This is a genomic window from Streptomyces camponoticapitis (assembly GCF_014646115.1).
GTDB lineage: Bacteria > Actinomycetota > Actinomycetes > Streptomycetales > Streptomycetaceae > Streptomyces > Streptomyces camponoticapitis.
In genome coordinates this window covers 308,035-327,220 of record NZ_BMMV01000003.1, presented here as the reverse complement: position 1 = coordinate 327,220, position 19,186 = coordinate 308,035, and the positions used below count along the sequence as shown (strand labels likewise).

Below are 19,186 nucleotides of genomic sequence, written 5' to 3'. Positions count from 1 at the left end.
GCGTGCGGCGGCCGTCCCGTACGCCGAGGGGCGAGTCGTCTCACGGCCGCCCGGGCGGTGCTGGTGTCCGCGGCGTCACTGGCGTCACTGGTCTCGCTCGCCGGGTGCTCGTCGGCGGACGCCTCCGAGGACGAGCCTCGGTTGAAGGTCAGCGGGGCCTTCATGCCCCAGCCCGTCAGCGACATGGCGTCCGGCTTCCTCACGGTCGCCAACAGCGGTGGCGCGGCGGACAGACTCACCTCCGTCACCAGCGACATCTCGGACGACGTCACGATCCACGAGACCAAGGACCAGAAGATGCGGCAGGTGAAGTCCTTCGACATCCCGGCCGGCGGCGAGCTGAATCTGGCCCGCGGCGGCAACCATCTGATGTTCATGGGCCTGAAGAAGAAGCCGGAACAGGGCCAACGGATCGCCGTGGAACTGCACTTCGAGAAGACCGACCCGATCAAGGTCGACCTTCCCGTGAAGGAGACCACCTACAACCCCACGCAGCACTGAGGGACTGACTCACCATGACGGCCACCGCCCCCCGCTTCGGAACACGGCTCATACGGCTGCTGCTCGTCACCGGCGTACTGATCGTCGGTCTCCTCGGCGCGCTCTCCGGTACGGCGTCGGCGCACGCGGCGCTGACGGGCAGCGACCCGAAGGACGGGGCGGTGGTCGATGTCGCTCCGAAGGACGTCACACTCACCTTCTCCGAACAGATCGCCATGGGCGACGACTCCATCCGGGTCCTCGACCCCACCAGCAAGCGCGTCGACGTCGCGAAGATGCGCGATCTGAGCGAGGGCGGCACCGTCCGCTACGCCGTCGACCTCAAGACCGGGCTGCCGGACGGCACGTACACCGTCGCCTGGCAGGCGGTCTCCGCCGACAGCCATCCCGTGTCGGGGGCGTTCACCTTCTCCGTAGGAGCACCGTCGAAGACGACGGCCACCGTGCCCGACCAGGAGGCCGGGGGCGGAGTGGTCGGCCTGCTGTACGACACGGTGCGCTACATCTCGTACGCCGGGTTCGTGGCCCTCGTCGGCGGTGCGGCGTTCGTCCTCGCCTGCTGGCAACGCGGCGCGTCCGTGCGGCCGTTGCAGCGGCTCGTCGTCGGTGGCTGGGTCACGCTGACCGCCGCGACACTCGTCCTCCTCCTACTGAGGACGCCGTACACCGGGTCCGGCAAGCTCGGCGACGCGTTCGACCTGGGCGGACTGACGGACGTGCTGGACACCAAGACGGGCGCCGCGCTCGTCTCGCGGCTGCTGCTGCTCGGCGCGGCCGCGCTCTTCATCGCCGTGCTGTTCGGCGCGTACGCGAAGCGCGTCACGGAAGCGGAAGCGGGAACGGAAGCGGGAACTGAGTCCGGGGACGCTGCCGGGACGGGGGCCGATGCGGGCAAGGCGAAGGCCGACCTCACCTTCGGGCTGGGGCTGGGCGGCACGGTCGTCGCCGCCGGCATCGCCGGGACGTGGGCGCTGTCCGAACACGCGTCGACCGGGATCCAGACCGGTCTCGCCATGCCGCTCGACGTACTGCATCTGCTGGCCGTGGCCACCTGGCTCGGGGGCCTCGTGTCGCTGCTGATCGCCCTCTACCGGACACCGGACATCGAACGCGCCGCCGTGCAGCGCTTCTCGCGGATCGCCTTCGGCAGCGTCGTCGTCCTGGCCGTGACCGGGCTCTACCAGGCGTGGCGGCAGGTCGGCTCGTGGTCGGCGCTGACCGACACGTCGTACGGGAAGCTCCTGCTGGTCAAGGTCGCGCTGATCGCCGTACTGCTCGGTGCCGCCTGGTTCTCGCGGCGCTGGACGGGGTTGCTCGGCGAGCGCGCGAGGACCGAGGCGGAGGCAGGCGTCGAGGCGGCGGCCGAGGCCGGCGTCGAGACCGAAGCGGAAGCCGATGCGGAGGACGACGCCGAGGCCGAGACCGAAACCGAGACCGGGCCCGACCCCGAGCGTGCCGCTCAACTCGCCCGCCAGCAAACCGCGTTGGCCACCGCCCGCAAGAAGCGCGTCCGCGACGCCGACACCGAGCGGTCCGGGCTGCGCCGCTCCGTACTTACGGAGGCGTGCATCGCCCTCGTGGTGCTCGCCGTCACGACCGCGCTGACGGGCACCGAGCCCGGACGTACGGAGGCGAAGGAGGTCGGCCGCTCGGGCACCCAGGCATCCGCGCCCGCGGCACCCGCCGGTCCCATCAGCCTCACCGAGCCGTTCGACACCGGCGGCGTGAAGGGCAAGGGCACCCTGCGGCTCACCCTCGACCCCGCGAGCCCCGGCGCCAACCTCATGCACGTCTGGGTCGACGGCCCGGACGGCAAGCCGATGGACGTGCCCGAGGTGAAGGTCTCGTACACCCTCAGGTCCGAGCAGATCGGCCCCCTCCCCGTCGTGCCGGAGCGCTTGGCGGCGGGACACTGGAGCTCCGGCAACGTACAGATCCCGATGCCCGGCGACTGGCATCTCCAGGTGACCGTGCGGACCTCGGACATCGACCAGACCACCATCGAGAAGAACGTGAAGATCGGTTGACCCCGTGAGCGACACCCGTACGACCAGCGACGCCGCCTCCGGCACCGGCACCGGGGGCGGCGGAGCTGACCCCACCCGCGCGATCTCGCGGCGGCGGCTGATCGGTACGGCCGGTGCGGCCGGCGCCGCGGGCCTCGTCGCCGGAGCGGCCGGCGGGAGCGCCGCGTACGCCGCCACCCGGCCCGACGAGCCGACCGCGCTCGCCACCGTCGGCTCGGCCTCCGTCGCCTTCCACGGCGCCCACCAGGCCGGTATCACCACGCCCATGCAGGCCCGCGGCCATCTGGTCGCCCTCGACCTCGCACCGGGCGCGGGCCGCAGAGAGGCCGCCGCGCTGCTGCGCCGCTGGTCGGAGACCGCGCGGCGGCTCATGGCGGGCGAACCGGCCGGCGAGCGCGACACAGGAGTCGCCCTGGACGCGGGGCCGTCCGCGCTGACGGTCACCTTCGGCTTCGGCCGTACGTTCTTCGACCGTACGAAGCTGGCCGCCCGGCGCCCCTCCGCGCTGGACCCGCTGCCGGCCTTCTCGTCGGACCACCTCGACGCCCGCCGCAGCGACGGCGATCTGTGGGTGCAGATCGGTTCGGACGACGCGCTCGTCGCCTTCCACGCACTGCGCACGCTTCTCAAGGAGGCGGGCGACGCGGCGCACGTGCGGTGGCAGATGAACGGCTTCAACCGTTCGCCCGGCGCCACCGCCCGTCCCATGACGGCCCGCAATCTGATGGGCCAGGTCGACGGCACCAACAACCCCAGACCGGCGGAGCCCGACTTCGACCGGCGGATCTTCGTCCCCGCGAAGCCGCCGACCGGGACACCCGACTGGATGGCGGGCGGCTCGTACGCCGTCGTACGCCGCATCCGCATGCTGCTCGACGAGTGGGAGGCCCTGCCGGTCGACCGCCAGGAGCTTGTCATCGGCCGCCGCAAGTCCGACGGCGCCCCGCTCACCGGCGGTACGGAGACGACCGCGCTCGACCTCGACAAGACCGGTCCGGACGGCAAGCTCGTCATCCCGGACAACGCGCACGCGCGGATCTCGGCGCCGGAGCAGAACGGCGGGGCCGCGATGCTGCGCCGCCCGTTCTCCTTCCACGACGGGATCGCCGCGGACGGCACGCCCGACGCGGGCCTGCTGTTCATCTGCTGGCAGGCCGATCCGCTGAAGGGCTTCGTGCCCGTGCAGCGCAAGCTCGACCGGGGCGACGCGCTGTCGGCGTTCGTACGGCACGAGGCGAGCGGCCTGTACGCGGTGCCGGGCGGACCGCGCGAGGGCGAGTACGTGGGGCAACGTCTGCTGGAGTCCTGAGCCGGGGGGCGGGGTGGGGCTTTGAGCCGGAGTCCTGCGCTGTCCGCCGGTCGGACTAAAGTGACCACATGTCGGCCACGCGCTATACGTACCTCGGCCCCGAGGGCACCTTCACCGAAGCCGCCCTCCGCACCCTGCCGGAAGCCGCCACCCGGGAGCTGATCCCGATGGTCTCGGTGCCCGCGGCCCTCGACGCCGTACGGCACGGGGACGCCGCGGCCGCCCTCGTACCCATCGAGAACTCGGTGGAGGGCGGTGTCACAGCGACCCTCGACGAACTCGCGTCGGGCGAGCAGCTGATGATCTACCGCGAGGTGGTGCTGCCGATCGCCTTCGCGCTCCTCGTCAGGCCCGGGACGTCGCTGACCGACATCAAGACGGTGACCGGGCACCCGGTGGCGCAACCGCAGGTGCGCAACTGGCTGCGGGCCAATCTGCCGAACGCGCTGTGGGAGTCGGCCGCGTCGAACGCGGACGGCGCGCGACTGGTCCAGGAGGGCCGGTTCGACGCCGCCTTCGCGGGTGAGTTCGCGGCGGCGACGTACGGGCTCGAAGCCCTGGTCACCGAGATCCACGACGCCGAGAACGCGGAGACGCGCTTCGTCCTGGTGGGCCGGCCCGCGCGGCCGTCGGCGCCGACCGGCGCGGACAAGACATCGGTCGTGGTCTGGCTCGGGGACGACCATCCGGGCGCGCTGCTGGAACTGCTCCAGGAGTTCGCCGTGCGCGGGGTCAACCTGATGCTGATCCAGTCGCGTCCGACGGGCGCGGGCATCGGTAACTACTGCTTCGCCGTGGACGCCGAGGGTCATATCGCGGACCGTCGGATGGGCGAGGCGCTGATGGGGTTGAAGCGGATCAGCCCGAAGGTGCGCTTCCTCGGCTCGTACCCGAGGGCGGGTGTGGCTCCGCAGGACGTGCGACGGCTGCGCGCGGGGACGTCGGACGCGGAGTTCATGGACGCCGCCGACTGGCTGGCGCGGAGCCAGGACGGCCGGATCTGAGCCGCCGGGGGCGGTGGGGGACGCGGTCGGCCCCCGTTGTCCCCAAAGTTATCCACAGGCTGACCCTTCCCCCTGGGGACAAGTCGACAGCGCCGGCCGACTCGGTCGACAAATCTCCTCAGCGACCGTTCTTCCATCCACAGGACATAGAAGTGCCCTGCGTCACCCCCATTTCATTGCCCAACTCGTTAGAGGGACCAAGTCCCACCCGAATGAGCGCGCGAGGCGGGTTCAGGAGAAGAATCCCCTCGGCCCCACTTGGGCCTTCACCGCGATATCGCTCGCGATCCACAGATCCCCCACACAGCCTGTGGATAACTTTCCGGGCGTCCGCCCCTCTGTGGACAACGCCACCTCAAGTGCCGTGCGCCGCAAGGGAAATGAGTCAACGGCACACGGGCGGCGCCTCTTTCCGGGGAATTGGCAACCTCCCATTGACGTAAGCGACCCCTCCTTTTCGCTCTTTCCCCACCGTTCCCAATTGCGGCAATCCGGACAAACTGCCATGCACTCGAAAAGGGGGTGGGGTGGCGGAACCGCGCACCGGTAGCCTGGTGGGGTGATTGACCTTCGCCTGCTCCGAGACGACCCCGACCGTGTCCGCGCCTCGCAGCGCGCCCGTGGAGAGGACGTCGGCGTCGTCGACGCCCTGCTCTCCGCCGACGAGCGGCGAAGGGCCTCCGGCGTCCGCTTCGACGAGCTGCGATCCGAGCAGAAGACGCTCGGCAAACTCGTGTCCAAGGCCAGCGGCGACGAGAAGTCCGAGCTGCTCGCCCGCACGCGCGAGCTGTCCGCGGCCGTGAAGGCGGCCGACGTCGTACAGCACGAGGCCGACGAGGAGGCCAGACGGCTGCTCCTCCAGCTGGGCAACATCGTGCACCCTGACGTACCCGTGGGCGGCGAGGAGGACTTCGTCGTCCTGGAGACGGTCGGCACGCCGCGCGACTTCGCCGCCGAGGGCTTCGAGCCCAAGGACCACCTGGAGCTCGGCGAGGCGCTCGGCGCCATCGACATGGAGCGCGGCGCGAAGGTCTCCGGCTCGCGCTTCTACTACCTGACGGGCGTCGGCGCGCTGCTCGAACTCGCCCTGGTGAACGCGGCGATCGCGCAGGCCACCGAGGCCGGCTTCATCCCGATGATGACCCCCGCGCTGGTGCGCCCGCGCGCGATGGAGGGCACGGGCTTCCTCGGCCAGGCCGCGGAGAACGTGTATCACCTGGAGAAGGACGACTTCTACCTGGTCGGTACGTCGGAGGTGCCCCTCGCCGCGTACCACATGGACGAGATCATCGACGCCGACAAGCTGCCCCTGCGGTACGCGGGCTTCTCGCCGTGCTTCCGCCGTGAGGCGGGGACGTACGGCAAGGACACCCGGGGCATCTTCCGGGTGCACCAGTTCGACAAGGTCGAGATGTTCTCGTACGTCGACCCCGCGGACGCCGAGTCCGAGCACGCGCGGCTGCTGGAGTGGGAGAAGCAGTGGCTCAGCGGCCTCGGGCTGCCCTTCCAGGTGATCGACGTGGCGACGGGCGACCTGGGTGCGTCGGCCTCGCGCAAGTTCGACTGCGAGGCGTGGATCCCGACGCAGGGCAAGTACCGCGAGCTGACGTCGGCGTCCAACTGCGACGGTTTCCAGGCCCGCCGGCTCTCCGTACGGATGCGTGCCGCGCAGGACGGCAAGCAGCACGTGAAGCCGCTCGCGACGCTGAACGGCACGCTCTGCGCCGTCACGCGTACCATCGTGGCGCTGCTGGAGAACCACCAGCAGGCGGACGGTTCTGTGTGGGTGCCGGAGGTGCTGCGTCCGTATCTGGGCGGGCGCGAGACGCTGGAGCCGATCGCCAAGTGAGCTCCGCCCCCGCGGCCGGCTCGGCGGCAGCTCCCGCCTCCGCCTCCGCCTTCCCGTACAAGCTCGTCGCGACCGACCTCGACGGCACGCTGCTGCGCGAGGACCACGAGGTCTCCGCACGGACGCGTGAGGCGCTGGCCGCCGCCACGGAGGCCGGCGCGGCGCACATCATCGTCACCGGGCGGGCGGTGCCGTGGACGCGGGCCATCCTCGACGATCTCGGGTACGACGGGCTGGCGGTCTGTGGCCAGGGCGCGCAGGTTTACCACGCCGGTGAGCACAGACTGCTGACGTCGGTGACTCTCGACCGTCAGGTGGCCGTCCTCGCGCTGTCGAAGATCGAGGCGGAGGTCGGCCCGCTGGCGTTGGCCGCGAGCCGTGACGGTCTCGACGGCGACGTACTGATCGGCCCCGGATACCGGGTGCAGGACGGCCCGCTGCCCGCGCTCTTCCTGGACGATCCCGCCGAGATGTGGACCGCGCCGATCAACAAGGTCTACATCCAGCATCCGCGGCTGAGCGACGACGAGTTGGCGAGGGTCGCGCAGGAGACCGTCGGGAACATGGTCGCCGTGGTGATGGCGGGGCCGGGCGTCGTGGAGATCCTGCCGTTGGGTCTGAGCAAGGCGACGGGGCTCTCGCTGGCCGCGCGGCGGCTCGGTGTGACGGCGGCCGACACGATCGCCTTCGGCGACATGCCCAACGACATCCCGATGTTCGGCTGGGCGCGGCACGGCGTGGCGATGGCCAACGCGCACGAGTCGCTGAAGGCCGTGGCGGACGAGGTGACGGCGTCGAACGACGACGACGGCATCGCGGTGGTGCTGGAGAGGCTGCTTCAGCAGGGCTGAGGCCGAGCGGGCTGGGAGGGGGCGGTCCGCGCGAACGCGCGCTCGAAGCGACCGCCCCCTTGGGCGGGTCACCGTCGGCTGCACGGAGCGGAAGTGGTTACTCCGGTGCCGGGTCGGGACTGCCCTGTCGGGAACTCGACGGACGGGAACTACTCGTCATCGCCGCGCTCCGCTCCCGGTCCAGTGGTACCTGCCACCACCACTGTGCACCGGGGCGGGAGTTCGGCGCCACCGGTTATCCGTGACCGGCCGCGGTGGTCCGTGTACGGCCCGCGTCCGCCCGTGAGAGTGCCACGGACGGACGCGAGCCTGCCGGAGCGGGTCAGCGGCGCTTACGGCCGCGGCGGAGATCCTTCAGCTGATGGACGACATCGTCCACCCTGGCATCCACGCGGTTGATGTCCTCGGACATCTGGCAGAGCCGGTTGCTGATCGCCGCGACGACCTGGTTGGTGGCGTCGAGCCGCCGGTCCAGGCTGTCGAGCCGGTACGACATCCGGTTCAGAACCGGCCCCAGCTCCTGGAGCGCGACGCCGACACCACCGAGGCAGGACTCCACGTCGGTGACGCGCCGGTCGAGCGACGCGTACCCCTCGCGCCAGCCTTCTTCGGCATCGAGGAGATACGTACGGACGCGTCGGGCGATGTCGCTGTCGCGGAGAAGCATCGCGATGTTGAGGACGGCCCGGCGGGTGTAGAGCGTGAGCTGAGTGACCGCCTGTGGATAACTTTCTCCCTGGTCCGCGCCCCATAGTGACAAGATGTCACTATGAAATCGCCGCAGGTCAGAGCCTCGCAGCACGCGCATCCCATTCTCCGTGAGCTCAGCGCGATGACGTGCGACCAGCTGCCTGATGGCGTCTGTGGATACTTCGAAGTACCGAGACGCGTCCTCTGTACGCATGTGCATACCGTCCGGCAGCATGACCAAGGCCTTCACCTTGTCGAGCGCTTCGACGCGCCCCAGATGCTCGACGCGCATGGTGCGCGATTCGAGCAGGGTGACTTCCGATGGCATGAGTGTGCCTTCCATTCGTGAACCGGTGATGGACTGCCCTCAACCCCGGGCTTCAGGGGCGGAGGTCGGCTCACGGTGGCTACTCACTCAATGACCGGTGCGGCTTTCGATCCGGCACCGGCAATCCCCAGTTTCACGAACGCTCGACGTCACGGACTCCAGTTGCCTCCACGCACACGGAACAACGAGCCGATAAACGTACAGTTACGCGGCAACCCCCACCCGGAGGGAGGGGGTCGCGGCGTCGCGCACGATCATGTACGGCGGTGGGAAACCCTCGCTCACTCCTCGCCCGCGAGCGTCAGCGTGCGCAGCTTCCGCCCCGCGTACCAGGTCGCGGCCACCGTCACGCCGACCAGCAGCACGACGGCCGCCGGCAGTCCGACGTCCGAGGCGATCATGCCCTCGCCGCTGGTCTTCTCGGCGACCGCCAGGGACCACTGCTGGACGCTGAGCGTCCGCGCGCCCGCGACCAGGCTGCCGAACAGCGTCTCCCACACCAGCGCGTAGACGAGGCCGATGACGACCGCGTGCCGGCTGACCGTGCCGAGCAGCAGGAACAGCGCGCTGTAGGCGATGGAGGCGACCAGCGCGGCGATGGTGTACGACACCGCGATCTGCTGGCCGTTGCCGTTGAGGATCATTCCGGCGATGAAGGTGGGGACCGCGGAGAACACCATGGTCACGGAGATCGCGACGATCAGCTTGGTGAAGATGATCGACGGCCGGGTGACCGGCTTCGCCAGCAGGTAGACGATCGATCCGTCGTCGATCTCGGGACCGATCGCGCCCGTTCCGGCGATCACACCGATCAGCGGGATCATCGTCGCGAGGGCGAAGCCGCCCAGGACGTCCGAGGCGATCTGGTCGTCCACGCCGTTGAAGGCCCGTACGGCCATGGCGATGAGGATCAGCAGCGCCGGCAGGATCAGTAGGACGGCGGCCCGGCGCCGGCCGAGCAGGGCCCGGTAGGTGAGCCGGGCGACTGTGGGGTGGTACATGGGACGTCACAGCTCCTTGTCAAGGCCGCTCAGGCCGCTACGAGGTACGAGAAGACCGATTCGAGGGACTCGTCGGACGGCGAGACCGTGAGCAGCCGGATGGAGTGCTCACGGGCGACCCTCGGCAGCAGCTCGGTGAAGCGCCCGAAGTCGACGGCCTGGATGCGCAGCGCGCCCTCGGTGACGTCGACCTCGATGCCGGCCGTCGAGGGGTCGGCGATCAGCGCGGCGGCGAGGACGCGGTCGTCGCTGGACCGTACGAGATAGCGGTGCGGCCGGTCGGTCATCAGCCTGCGGATCTTGCGGAAGTCGCCGGACGCGGCGTGCCGGCCCGCGACGATCACCTCGATGTGCGAGGCCAGTTGCTCGACCTCCTCAAGGATGTGCGAGGAGAACAGGACCGTGCGGCCGGAGTCGCCCATCCGCCGCAACAGCTCCATCAGTTGCATGCGCTGGCGCGGGTCCATGCCGTTGAAGGGCTCGTCGAGGAGCAGCACGGACGGTTCGTGGACGAGGGCGGACGCCATCTTCACGCGCTGCCGCATGCCCTTGCTGTACGTCGCGATCTTGCGGTCCTGCGCGTACTCCATCTCCACGGTCGCGAGCGCCTTCTGGGCCGCCTTCTTACCGAGGCCGTGCAGTTCCGCGTTGGCGACGACGAAGTCGAGCCCGGTGAGGAAGTCGTACATCCCCTCGCGTTCGGGGACGATGCCGACCTGGCGGTAGATGGACTCGTTGCGCCAGATGGTGTCGCCGTCGAGGGTGACGCTTCCGTTGGAGGGCGCCAGGAAGCCGGCCATCATGTTGATGAGCGTGGACTTGCCCGCGCCGTTCGGTCCGAGCAGTCCGGTGACGCCGGGGCCGACGGTCATCGTGACGTCGTTGACGGCGACCACGTTGCCGAACCAGCGCGACGCGTGCTCGATGTTGATGGTGGTCACAGCCCGACCTTCCGGTAACGGCGCATGAGGACGGCGTACGAGCCGAGGATGAGCGCCAGAACGACCAGCAGATAGACGACTCCGACACCGGCCGAGGGACCGGCCGAGCCGGGGAACGACGTGGTGGCGCCGAGGAACGCGGTCTGTACGCCGTCGATGAGCGTGATGGGCGAGAAGAGGCCGAGCCACTGGACGGCGCCGGAGGATCCGGTCTCGAAGGCGATCGCCTGGACGGTGGAGACCGCGCCGTAGGTGATGGTCAGTGTGGCGATCACCGCGGCGACACCGAAGCCGCGGCGCGGGGTGAGGGCGGCCATCACCAGGCCGAGTCCGCCGAAGAGCAGCGAGAGAAGCGCCACGGAGACGAGTCCCTGTCCGAAGCCCTTCGTCTGGTCGGCGAAGTCCATCTTGGCGAGCAGTGAGCCGATGTAGAGGACCAGCAGCGGCGCGGCGGTCAGGATGAAGAGGGCCGAGGCCATCGCGCCGTACTTGGCGACGACGTAGTCGAAGCGCTCGATCGGGCGCGAGAAGTACAGCGGCACCGTCTTGAAGCGCAGGTCGCGCGAGACGGACTGGGGCGCCTGGGCGGCGAGGTAGAGCGCGATGAGGGCCTGGGTGAAGATCGCGTACCGCGTGTACTCGACGGGCAGGTCGTTCGACTTGGTGGCGACGGCGACGGCCACCATGATGGCCGCGGGCACGCACATCACGGCGAAAAGGATCATCGGCAGGATCTTGGACTTGGCGGACCGGCCGAGGCCGTAGGAGCCGCGCAGGGACTGCGAGTAGAGGGAGCGGCGGGCGTAGGCGCGGCCGAGCCGCGGACCGTCGTAGTTGCGGTAGCCGATGTTGTGGATCTGGGTGAGATCAGCGCTCATCGCTGCCGCCTCCCTTCTGAAGTGCGAATTCCGCGGTGCCCGGCTGTGCCGGTACGGCCTGTCCGTCACCGGCCGTCAGGGCGTCCCGCGCGGCTTCCCGCTCGGCGTCCTTGGCGCGGAAGACCTCCGCGATGTGGTGACGGCGCTGTTCCATCCGTACGAGGCCGAGCCCGAGTTCGGCGACGGTGTCGCGTACGACGTCGTACGTCTCCTCGCCCGTCGCCTCGATGAGCAGGATGTGGCCGGCGCCGGGCAGCCCGTCCTCCTCACCCACGTGGAGCGAGAGCCCGGCCGCGGTGAGGGCCTCGCGCAGGGCGCGGGTGCCGTCCGGGTGGGTGTCGGTGTCGGTGACCTCGACCGCGAGCGTCGCCGTGTTCTGTGTGAAGTCACTCGTGGAGCTGGAGCGCAGCAGCTTGCCGCCGTCGATGACGACGACGTGGTCACAGGTGCGTTCGAGCTCGCCGAGGAGGTGCGAGGTCACGAGGACGGAGATGCCGAACTCCGTGTACACGCGCCGGATCAGGTTGAGCATCTCGTCGCGGCCGACGGGGTCGAGGCCGTTCGTCGGCTCGTCGAGGAGGACGAGTTTGGGGTCGTGGACCAGCGCCTGCGCGAGCTTGACGCGCTGTTTCATACCGGTCGAGTAGCCGCCGATGGGGCGGTACCGCTCCTCGTACAGGCCGACGTGGCGCAGCGTGTCCGCGGTGCGTTCGCGGGCGGCGGTCGGAGGGAGGCCGGACATGCGCGCCATGTGGACGACGAGTTCGGTCGCCGAGACATCGGGCGGCAGGCAGTCGTGCTCGGGCATGTATCCGACGCTCTCGCGGATGGCGGCGCCGTCGGTGGCGACGTCGAACCCGAGCACGGCGGCCCGGCCTTCCGTGGCGGGGGACAGCCCCAGCAGGATCTTGATCATGGTGGACTTGCCGGCTCCGTTGGCACCCACCAGACCGGTCACGCCCGGTCCGATGTCCAAGGAGAGCCGGTCAAGCGCGGTTACCCGGGGGAACCGCTTACTCAGGGCTTCAGTGGCGATCACAGTCACGTTGACGACGGTAGTGGCGCACACCACAGCGGACGTCAGCCCTGGCGGCTGTCTCGGGGTCCCCCTTGAGGCGTACGGACCCGTAAGGGCAGCATAAAAAGTTAAGCCGAAGGTTCCGGGTCGGGGAGGTTTTCCACAGGCGGGGAGAGCCCCTTGACGCAGCCGCCGGACATTGTCACATTCATCTGTGTCACGTTACGGACGCGTACCGCATTCGTCCCGGAGTGATCGGGCGGTGTGACCGGGCGTGACCGGCGTCGCGTCCGCGATCGGCACGGAGGGGTGGCATGGCTTCAGCGGTGACGGCCGAACAGGCCACGGAGCTGCGGGGATTCAGATCCGTGCAGCGGCTGGCCTACGAGTGCGCCGAAGCGGTGGCCGCGCGCCTGCGGCCGGGTGTCACGGAGCGCGAGGCCGCCCGGATGCAGCGCGACTGGCTGCGGGCGCGCGGGGTGCGCGACTGGTTCCATCTGCCCTTCGCCTGGTTCGGGGACCGCACGGCGTTCACGGGGTTCCGGATCCCGCTCCAGTTCTTCCCCACCAACCGCGCGCTGGCCGAGGGCATGCCGTTCATCCTCGACATGGCGCCGGTCCACGGGGGTTTCACCGCCGACGTCGGCTACTCGGGTTGTCTGGGTGCCAATCCGCTGCACGACAAACTGCTCGCGGATCTCCGGGCGCACCGTGAGCTGCTGCTGCGCGAGGTGCGGGAGCGGCGGTCGCTGCGGGAGATCTACGAGGACGTGGACCGGCTGATGGTCCGGCAGGGATACGAGAACAGACACCGGGCCTACCCCTTCGGGGTGATCGCCCACAAGATCGACCGCGTGAAGGACCGGCGCTGGTCACCGCGTGTTCTCGGCTTCGGTACGCAGGCGCTCAAGGGCCTTGCGAGCGACGCGCTGCACGGACACCGGGACGGCTGGTCGCCGCTGTGGAGCCCGTACAGATTCTCCGACCACCCGCCGAGACCCGGGCTGTGGGCGGTCGAGCCGCACCTCGGATTCCGGGGTACGGGCGCCAAGTTCGAGGAGATCCTGGTGGTCACCGACTCCAGGGACCCGGCCGAGAGCGCGTTCTGGCTGGATGACGATCTGCCGCATGTGCGGCGTTGGGGGAAGGGTGCGTGATGTCGTTTCAGTCTGTTCCGTCGCCGTCGGGCGGGCTCGTGGCGGTACGTGAGCGCCGGGTGCGCACCGGCGGGATCGATCTGTGCGTGGCCGAGCTCGGTGACCCCGCGCGGCCGACGGTCCTGCTCGTGCACGGCTATCCGGACAGCAAGGAGGTCTGGTCCCAGGTCGCGGGGCGGCTCGCAGGGCGGTTCCATGTGGTGCTGTACGACGTCCGGGGGCACGGCGGCTCGACGGCGCCGAAGCCGCTGCGCGGCGGCTTCACCCTGGAGAAGCTGACGGACGACTTCCTGGCGGTCGCCGACGCGGTGAGCCCGCACCGGCCGGTCCATCTGGTGGGGCACGACTGGGGGTCCGTGCAGGGCTGGGAGTTCGTGACCGTACGGCGCACATCGGGCCGTATCGCCTCCTTCACCTCGATGTCGGGGCCTTCGCTGGACCACTTCGGACACTGGATCAAGCGGCGGTTGACCCGGCCGACGCCGCGCGCGCTGGGCCAACTGCTGGGCCAGGGCGCCAAGTCCTGGTACGTGTATCTGCTGCATACGCCGGTCCTGCCCGAACTCGCGTGGCGCGGGCCGCTGGGGAGGCAGTGGCCGAGACTTCTCGAGCGCTTCGAGAAGGTGCCGTCGGGCCGGGGGCCCCAGGCACCGGGCGGCGGGACGGAGTCCGCGAGTGGGCACCGGCCCGACGCTTATCCGACGGCCTCGCTGCCGGACGACGCCGCCCACGGCGCCTGGCTCTACCGGGACAACATCCACGCCCGGCTGAGCAGACCGCGCGCCGACGCGCACGCGCACGCGCCCGTCCAGCTGATCACCCCGACCGGGGACGCCTTCCTCTCCGAGCGGCTCTACGACGATCTGGAGCGGTGGGTGCCGCAGCTGGTGCGCCGTACGCTCCCGGCCAAGCACTGGGTGCCGCGTACGCGACCGGACCAGCTGGCCTCCTGGATCACGGACTTCGTCACGGCCCACGAGCCGGAACCGGAAACCGGGGCGGAGAGGGCCGCGCTCGGGGGCGTGGCACCGGCGGGTGTGGCGCTCGGGCCGGCGGAGAAGGCCCGCCGGGAGAACCGGGCCCGCCGGGCACGGGACCTGGTGGCGAGCGGGCCCTACGGAGAGCGGTTCGGCGGGCAGCTGGTCCTGGTGACCGGGGCGGCGAGCGGCATCGGGCGGGCGACCGCGTTCGCGTTCGCCGAGTCGGGCGCCCGGGTCGTCGCGGTCGACCGCGACGCCGAAGGGGTCGCCAGGACCGCCGAGATGGCCCGGCTGATCGGCGCCCCGCAGGCCTGGGCCGAGACCGTCGATGTCGGCGACGAGGAGGCGATGGAGAAGCTGGCCCAGAAGGTCGCCGCCGAGTACGGCACGGTGGACGTGCTGGTGAACAACGCGGGGGTCGGGCTCTCCGGGCCGTTCCTGGACACCACGAGCGAGGACTGGAAGAGGGTCCTGGACGTCAATCTCTGGGGCGTCATCCACGGCTGCCGGATATTCGGCGGGCAGATGGCGGCGCGCGGCGAGGGCGGGCACATCGTCAACACCGCGTCGGCGGCGGCCTATCAGCCGTCGCGCGCGCTGCCCGCCTACAGCACCTCCAAGGCGGCGGTGCTGATGCTCAGCGAGTGCCTGCGCGCCGAGCTCGCCGGACAGGACATCGGGGTCTCCGTGATCTGTCCCGGCTTCGTGAACACCAACATCACGGCAACCGCGCGGTTCACCGGAGTCTCGGCGGAGGAGGAGAAACGACGGCGGAAGCGGACCGCCAGGCTGTACGGGCTGCGCAACTACCCGCCGGAGAAGGTCGCCGACGCGATCCTGCGGGCCGTCGTCCGCAACGAGGCCGTCGTACCGGTCACGCCGGAGGCCCGGGGCGCCCGGCTGCTGTCCCGCCTCGCACCCAGGGCACTGCGCGCGATAGCCCGTGTGGAGCCCCCGCTGTGAACCGGGAAGCAGAGCCCGCGACGCCGGACGGAGACGCCCGCGACTCCCCGGCCCCCGACGGGAGCGCGGCCGACGGGCCGTATGTGATCGCTCCCCGGCGGGTGTCGTTCGACTGGCGCGAGACGCCGCTGCACTGGATACCGGACGAACCCACCGCCACGCACGTCATCAACGTGCTGCATCTGCTGCTCCCGGCCGGCGAGCGCTGGTTCGTCAGGGTCTTCAAGGAAGCCCTGCCGCTGGTCCGGGACCCGGTGCTGCTGAAGGACGTCAAGGGGTTCATGGGCCAGGAGGCGACGCACAGCGCGCAGCACGCGTATGTGCTGAAGCATCTCGCGGAGCAGCGGCTGGACACCGAGCCGTACACCCGGCACGTCGACCATCTCTTCGAGATCCTCCTCGGCGAGAAGCCGCCGTTCGGGCCGCCGTGGCCGCCGGGGAGCTGGCTGCGCTTCAGACTGGGGATCGTCGCCGCGATCGAGCAGTTCACGGCGGTCCTGGGGGACTGGGTGCTGCGCGCGGACGCGCTGGACCACGCGGGGGCGGACGAGGTCATGCTCGACCTGCTGCGCTGGCACGGCGCCGAGGAGGTCGAACACCGGTCGGTGGCCTTCGACATGTACCAGCACTGCGGCGGCCCCGATCCGGTGCGTTACGCCCGCCGGGTGGAAACGATGGTCGTCGCGGCGCCGGTGATGCTCTGGTTCTGGGCGCGCGGGGCGGCGTATCTGATCCGGCACGACCCGCGGCTCGCCGGCCGGCCGCGCTACTCGCTGCGCGAGCACAACCGCGCCGTGGCCAAGGGCCTGTTGCCGACGTGGAGCGAGCTGGGCGCGGCGGTGCCCCGGTACTTGCGGCGGTCGTACCATCCCTCGCAGGAAGGCTCGCTCCGCAGGGCCGTCGACTATCTCGCGACCTCGCCCGCGGCCCGCGCGGCTGCCGGGGCGGTCGGCCGCACGGCGCTGGGATAGCGGCGTGCCGGGGCCGTGGGAGGAGTGAGCGTGTCGGAGGATTCGGGGACGTCGCGGCCCCGGGCCGGGGGCCGGTACCGGATCGAGGACCTGGCGCACGCGAGCGGCGCCACCGTCCGGACCATCCGGGGCTACCAGGACCGCGGGCTGCTCCCCGCCCCGGAGCGGCAGGGCAGGGCGAATGTGTACGGGGACCCGCACCTGGCCCGGCTGCGGCAGATCGCGGACCTTCTCGACCGGGGCTACACGCTGGCGTCCATCAAGGAGTTGCTGGAGGCCTGGGACACCGGGCGGGGTCTGGGCGGGGTGCTGGGCCTGGTCGCCGAGGTGCACGGACCGTGGACGGACGAGCGGGCCACCCGGATCAGCCGCGCGGAGCTGGACGAGCGGTTCGGCGGCTCCCCCGACGAGGCGGCGCTCGCCGAGGCGGTGGAGCTGGGGGTGCTGGAGCGGGTCCCCGGGCGGGACGACGAGTTCCTCGTACCGAGCCCTCAAGAGCTGGCGGTGGCGGCCGAGTTGTACGCGGCCGGGGTGCCGCTGTCCGCGATCTCCGCCCATCTGCGGGAACTTCGCGGGCAGGTCGAGCACATCGCCGCGCGTTTCCTGGAGTTCACGACCGAGCATGTCTTCGCGCGGTATCTGGGACATCGCCCGTCGACGGACACGGACGCGGCCGAAGCGGCGACGCTCGTACGACGCCTGCGCCCGCTCGCCCGGCAGACCGTCGATGCCGAACTGGCGCGTGCCATGCGGCTGTTCGCGACCCGGCGTCTTAGGAGGCACCTGCTGTCGGGGGAGCAGGAGCAGTCGGGAGACGGGACCCGTTCCGTGGCCCTCCCGGCCGGGACGGTCGACGCTGTCCAGGGGCTCGTTGGGGAGGAGAGCATCCCGGCGTTCATCGCGGCGGCCACCGAACGGGAGCTGCGGGCACGGACGTTGGACCTGCTCACCACAACCCACAGACAGAACACGCAACTTGACCAAAAGACCTAATCCGGGCTCCCGTTGTCCACAGATTGATCAATTGACCTGTGGATAACCTGAGTTGACTGTGGATCAAACATTTGCGGAGTGATCGTTTTCGATCGGATCGATGCGCGTCGGACCGGACCGAAATAAGTGGCGCCCGCCCGACGCCACCGGGCACGCTGGGCGAATGACCCGAACACACACCCCGGGCGCGGGAACGCCCGACGAACGACGCACCGTGAAGGTGTCGAAATACCTCTCGAAACACCTGCGCCACCAGCCCGAACGCATCGGCCTCACGCTCGACGCGAACGGCTGGGTGGAGGTCGACGCCCTGCTCCGCGCGACGGCCGACCACCGCTTCCCCATCACCCGCGCCGAGCTCGACCACGTCGTGGCCGTCAACGACAAACGGCGCTTCACGATCGAAGGCACCAGGATCCGCGCCAACCAGGGCCACACGGTCGAGGTCGACCTGGACCTGCCACCGGCCGAACCGCCCGCGTACCTCTACCACGGCACGGTCGCCCACAGCCTCGACGCGATCCGCGCCGAGGGCCTGCGCCCCATGAACCGCCACCACGTCCATCTCTCCCCCGACCGCGAGACAGCGACGCGCGTCGGCGCACGGCGCGGCCGCCCGATCGTCCTGCCCGTGGACGCGGCGGCGATGCACCGCGACGGCCACGTCTTCCGGGTGAGCGCCAACGGCGTCTGGCTGGCCGACGCCGTACCCCCGCGCTACCTCCGCTTCAGCGCCTGAGCCGGCGGGGAGACCGGCGCCCGGCCGCCGGAAAGGCGGACGTACGCTCGGAGCATGAGTCTGCGTCTGAGTACCGTGATCCTTCCTGTCGACCGCTGGCAGCAGGGAGGCCGCGCGAAGTGGCAGCGTGCCGAGGAGCTGGGTCTCCACGCCGCCTACACGTACGACCATCTCTCCTGGCGGACCTTCCGTGACGGCCCCTGGTTCGGCGCACTGCCCACGCTCACGGCCGCCGCGGTCGTCACGGAGCGGCTTCGGCTGGGGACCCTCGTCACCTCGCCCAACTTCCGGCATCCGGTGACCCTCGCCAAGGAGCTGATCTCGCTCGACGACGTCTCGGGCGGCCGGTTCACCCTGGGCATCGGCGCGGGTGGCAGCGGGTTCGATGCCACCGCCCTGGGCCAGGAGGCATGGAGTCCACGTGAGCGGGCCGACCGGTTCGGAGAGTTTCTGCCACTTCTCGACCAGTTGCTCACCGAGGACGCGGTCACCCGTCAGGGCACCCACTACTCCGCCGTCGAGGCCCGGAACATCCCCGGCTGCGTGCAGCGCCCCCGGCTCCCCTTCGCCGTCGCCGCGACCGGCCCGCGCGGGCTGAGGCTCGCCGCACGCTACGGGCAGGCGTGGGTGACCACCGGCGACCCGAGTCTGTACGAGCAGGGCACCCCGGCCCAGTCGGTGGAAGCCGTCCGCGGCCAGATCGAGAAGCTCGGCAACGCGTGCGCGGAGGCCGGGCGGGATGTCGCCGGGCTGGACAAGATCCTGCTCACCGGCTTCACCCCGGACCGCGCCCGCCCGCTGGAGTCCCTGGACCGGTTCGTCGACTTCGCGGGCCGGCACCAGGATCTCGGGTTCACGGAGCTGGTCGTCCACTGGCCCATCCCCGATTCGGACTTCGCAGCCGACCAGGCCGTCTTCGAGAAGATCGCCACCGAGGCTCCCGCCCAGCTCGGCGGCTGACCGCCCGGCGCACAGCAGGAGGGGGC

17 protein-coding genes are annotated in these 19,186 nt (G+C 70.5%); 12 read left to right on the top strand and 5 right to left on the bottom strand.

What is annotated here, in order from left to right:
* The first annotated feature begins 57 nt into the window (after positions 1-57).
* From IEY79_RS06560 to IEY79_RS06535, 6 genes are all read left to right on the top strand, one after another.
* A complete protein-coding gene (locus IEY79_RS06560; protein WP_229700692.1) occupies positions 58-501 on the top strand; it encodes a copper chaperone PCu(A)C in 444 nt (147 codons plus the stop codon).
* 14 nt (positions 502-515) lie between these two features.
* A complete protein-coding gene (locus IEY79_RS06555) occupies positions 516-2,528 on the top strand; it encodes a copper resistance CopC/CopD family protein (RefSeq protein WP_189106344.1) in 2,013 nt (670 codons plus the stop codon).
* A gap of 82 nt (positions 2,529-2,610) precedes the next feature.
* Positions 2,611-3,837 carry an iron uptake transporter deferrochelatase/peroxidase subunit gene (efeB, locus tag IEY79_RS06550; RefSeq protein ID WP_229700716.1) on the top strand — a complete coding sequence of 409 codons (1,227 nt, stop codon included), beginning with the start codon at positions 2,611-2,613 and terminating at the stop codon, positions 3,835-3,837.
* Between the two features lie 68 nt (positions 3,838-3,905).
* The gene (gene pheA, locus IEY79_RS06545; protein ID WP_189106342.1) at positions 3,906-4,841 is read left to right on the top strand and encodes a prephenate dehydratase; all 936 of its coding nucleotides are present in this window, start codon (positions 3,906-3,908) and stop codon (positions 4,839-4,841) included.
* A 559-nt stretch (positions 4,842-5,400) separates the two neighbouring features.
* Positions 5,401-6,690: a serine--tRNA ligase gene (gene serS / locus IEY79_RS06540; protein ID WP_189106341.1), complete on the top strand. Its 1,290-nt coding sequence runs from the start codon at positions 5,401-5,403 to the stop codon at positions 6,688-6,690.
* Positions 6,687-7,541 (top strand): HAD family hydrolase, encoded by an 855-nt coding sequence (locus IEY79_RS06535; protein ID WP_189106340.1) that lies wholly within the window; start codon positions 6,687-6,689, stop codon positions 7,539-7,541. Before serS ends, IEY79_RS06535 begins: the two co-directional genes overlap by 4 nt.
* Before the next feature lie 322 nt (positions 7,542-7,863).
* Here the strand turns inward: IEY79_RS06535 and IEY79_RS06530 are convergent, their stop codons facing one another.
* The 5 genes from IEY79_RS06530 to IEY79_RS06510 all read right to left on the bottom strand — a co-directional run bounded on the left by IEY79_RS06530 (position 7,864) and on the right by IEY79_RS06510 (position 12,424).
* Complete coding sequence (locus IEY79_RS06530; protein ID WP_189106339.1) at positions 7,864-8,559, bottom strand: hypothetical protein; 696 nt, start codon at positions 8,557-8,559, stop codon at positions 7,864-7,866.
* 281 nt (positions 8,560-8,840) lie between these two features.
* Complete coding sequence (locus tag IEY79_RS06525; protein ID WP_189106338.1) at positions 8,841-9,560, bottom strand: ABC transporter permease subunit; 720 nt, start codon at positions 9,558-9,560, stop codon at positions 8,841-8,843.
* A gap of 29 nt (positions 9,561-9,589) precedes the next feature.
* Positions 9,590-10,501, bottom strand: coding sequence for an ABC transporter ATP-binding protein (locus tag IEY79_RS06520; protein WP_189106337.1), 912 nt, complete (start codon positions 10,499-10,501; stop codon positions 9,590-9,592).
* Positions 10,498-11,379, bottom strand: a complete 882-nt coding sequence (locus IEY79_RS06515) for an ABC transporter permease (protein ID WP_189106336.1) — start codon at positions 11,377-11,379, stop codon at positions 10,498-10,500. The genes IEY79_RS06520 and IEY79_RS06515 overlap by 4 nt, the downstream gene beginning before the upstream one ends.
* Positions 11,369-12,424 carry an ABC transporter ATP-binding protein gene (locus IEY79_RS06510; RefSeq protein WP_189106335.1) on the bottom strand — a complete coding sequence of 352 codons (1,056 nt, stop codon included), beginning with the start codon at positions 12,422-12,424 and terminating at the stop codon, positions 11,369-11,371. Before IEY79_RS06510 ends, IEY79_RS06515 begins: the two co-directional genes overlap by 11 nt.
* Positions 12,425-12,711: 287 nt before the next feature.
* Between IEY79_RS06510 and IEY79_RS06505 the strand changes: the two genes are divergently transcribed.
* From IEY79_RS06505 to IEY79_RS06480, 6 genes are all read left to right on the top strand, one after another.
* Complete coding sequence (locus IEY79_RS06505; RefSeq protein WP_189106334.1) at positions 12,712-13,554, top strand: M24 family metallopeptidase; 843 nt, start codon at positions 12,712-12,714, stop codon at positions 13,552-13,554.
* The gene (locus IEY79_RS06500; protein ID WP_189106333.1) at positions 13,554-15,497 is read left to right on the top strand and encodes an SDR family oxidoreductase; all 1,944 of its coding nucleotides are present in this window, start codon (positions 13,554-13,556) and stop codon (positions 15,495-15,497) included. Before IEY79_RS06505 ends, IEY79_RS06500 begins: the two co-directional genes overlap by 1 nt.
* An 83-nt stretch (positions 15,498-15,580) precedes the next feature.
* Positions 15,581-16,468 carry a metal-dependent hydrolase gene (locus IEY79_RS06495; protein WP_189106443.1) on the top strand — a complete coding sequence of 296 codons (888 nt, stop codon included), beginning with the start codon at positions 15,581-15,583 and terminating at the stop codon, positions 16,466-16,468.
* Between the two features lie 30 nt (positions 16,469-16,498).
* Positions 16,499-17,461, top strand: coding sequence for a MerR family transcriptional regulator (locus IEY79_RS06490; RefSeq protein ID WP_189106332.1), 963 nt, complete (start codon positions 16,499-16,501; stop codon positions 17,459-17,461).
* Between the two features lie 163 nt (positions 17,462-17,624).
* A complete protein-coding gene (locus IEY79_RS06485) occupies positions 17,625-18,200 on the top strand; it encodes an RNA 2'-phosphotransferase (protein ID WP_189106331.1) in 576 nt (191 codons plus the stop codon).
* A gap of 54 nt (positions 18,201-18,254) precedes the next feature.
* A complete protein-coding gene (locus IEY79_RS06480) occupies positions 18,255-19,160 on the top strand; it encodes an LLM class flavin-dependent oxidoreductase (protein ID WP_189106330.1) in 906 nt (301 codons plus the stop codon).
* Positions 19,161-19,186 lie beyond the last annotated feature (26 nt).

Excerpts from the sequence above, each read along its gene's own strand:
- IEY79_RS06555 (WP_189106344.1), top strand. The coding sequence starts at position 516 with ATGACGGCCACCGCCCCCCGCTTCGGAACACGGCTCATACGGCTGCTG.
- IEY79_RS06485 (WP_189106331.1), top strand. The coding sequence starts at position 17,625 with ATGACCCGAACACACACCCCGGGCGCGGGAACGCCCGACGAACGACGC.
- IEY79_RS06525 (WP_189106338.1), bottom strand. The coding sequence starts at position 9,560 with ATGTACCACCCCACAGTCGCCCGGCTCACCTACCGGGCCCTGCTCGGC.
- IEY79_RS06505 (WP_189106334.1), top strand. The coding sequence starts at position 12,712 with ATGGCTTCAGCGGTGACGGCCGAACAGGCCACGGAGCTGCGGGGATTC.
- IEY79_RS06515 (WP_189106336.1), bottom strand. The coding sequence starts at position 11,379 with ATGAGCGCTGATCTCACCCAGATCCACAACATCGGCTACCGCAACTAC.
- pheA (WP_189106342.1), top strand. The coding sequence starts at position 3,906 with ATGTCGGCCACGCGCTATACGTACCTCGGCCCCGAGGGCACCTTCACC.
- IEY79_RS06500 (WP_189106333.1), top strand. The coding sequence starts at position 13,554 with ATGTCGTTTCAGTCTGTTCCGTCGCCGTCGGGCGGGCTCGTGGCGGTA.
- IEY79_RS06480 (WP_189106330.1), top strand. The coding sequence starts at position 18,255 with ATGAGTCTGCGTCTGAGTACCGTGATCCTTCCTGTCGACCGCTGGCAG.
- IEY79_RS06530 (WP_189106339.1), bottom strand. The coding sequence starts at position 8,559 with ATGCCATCGGAAGTCACCCTGCTCGAATCGCGCACCATGCGCGTCGAG.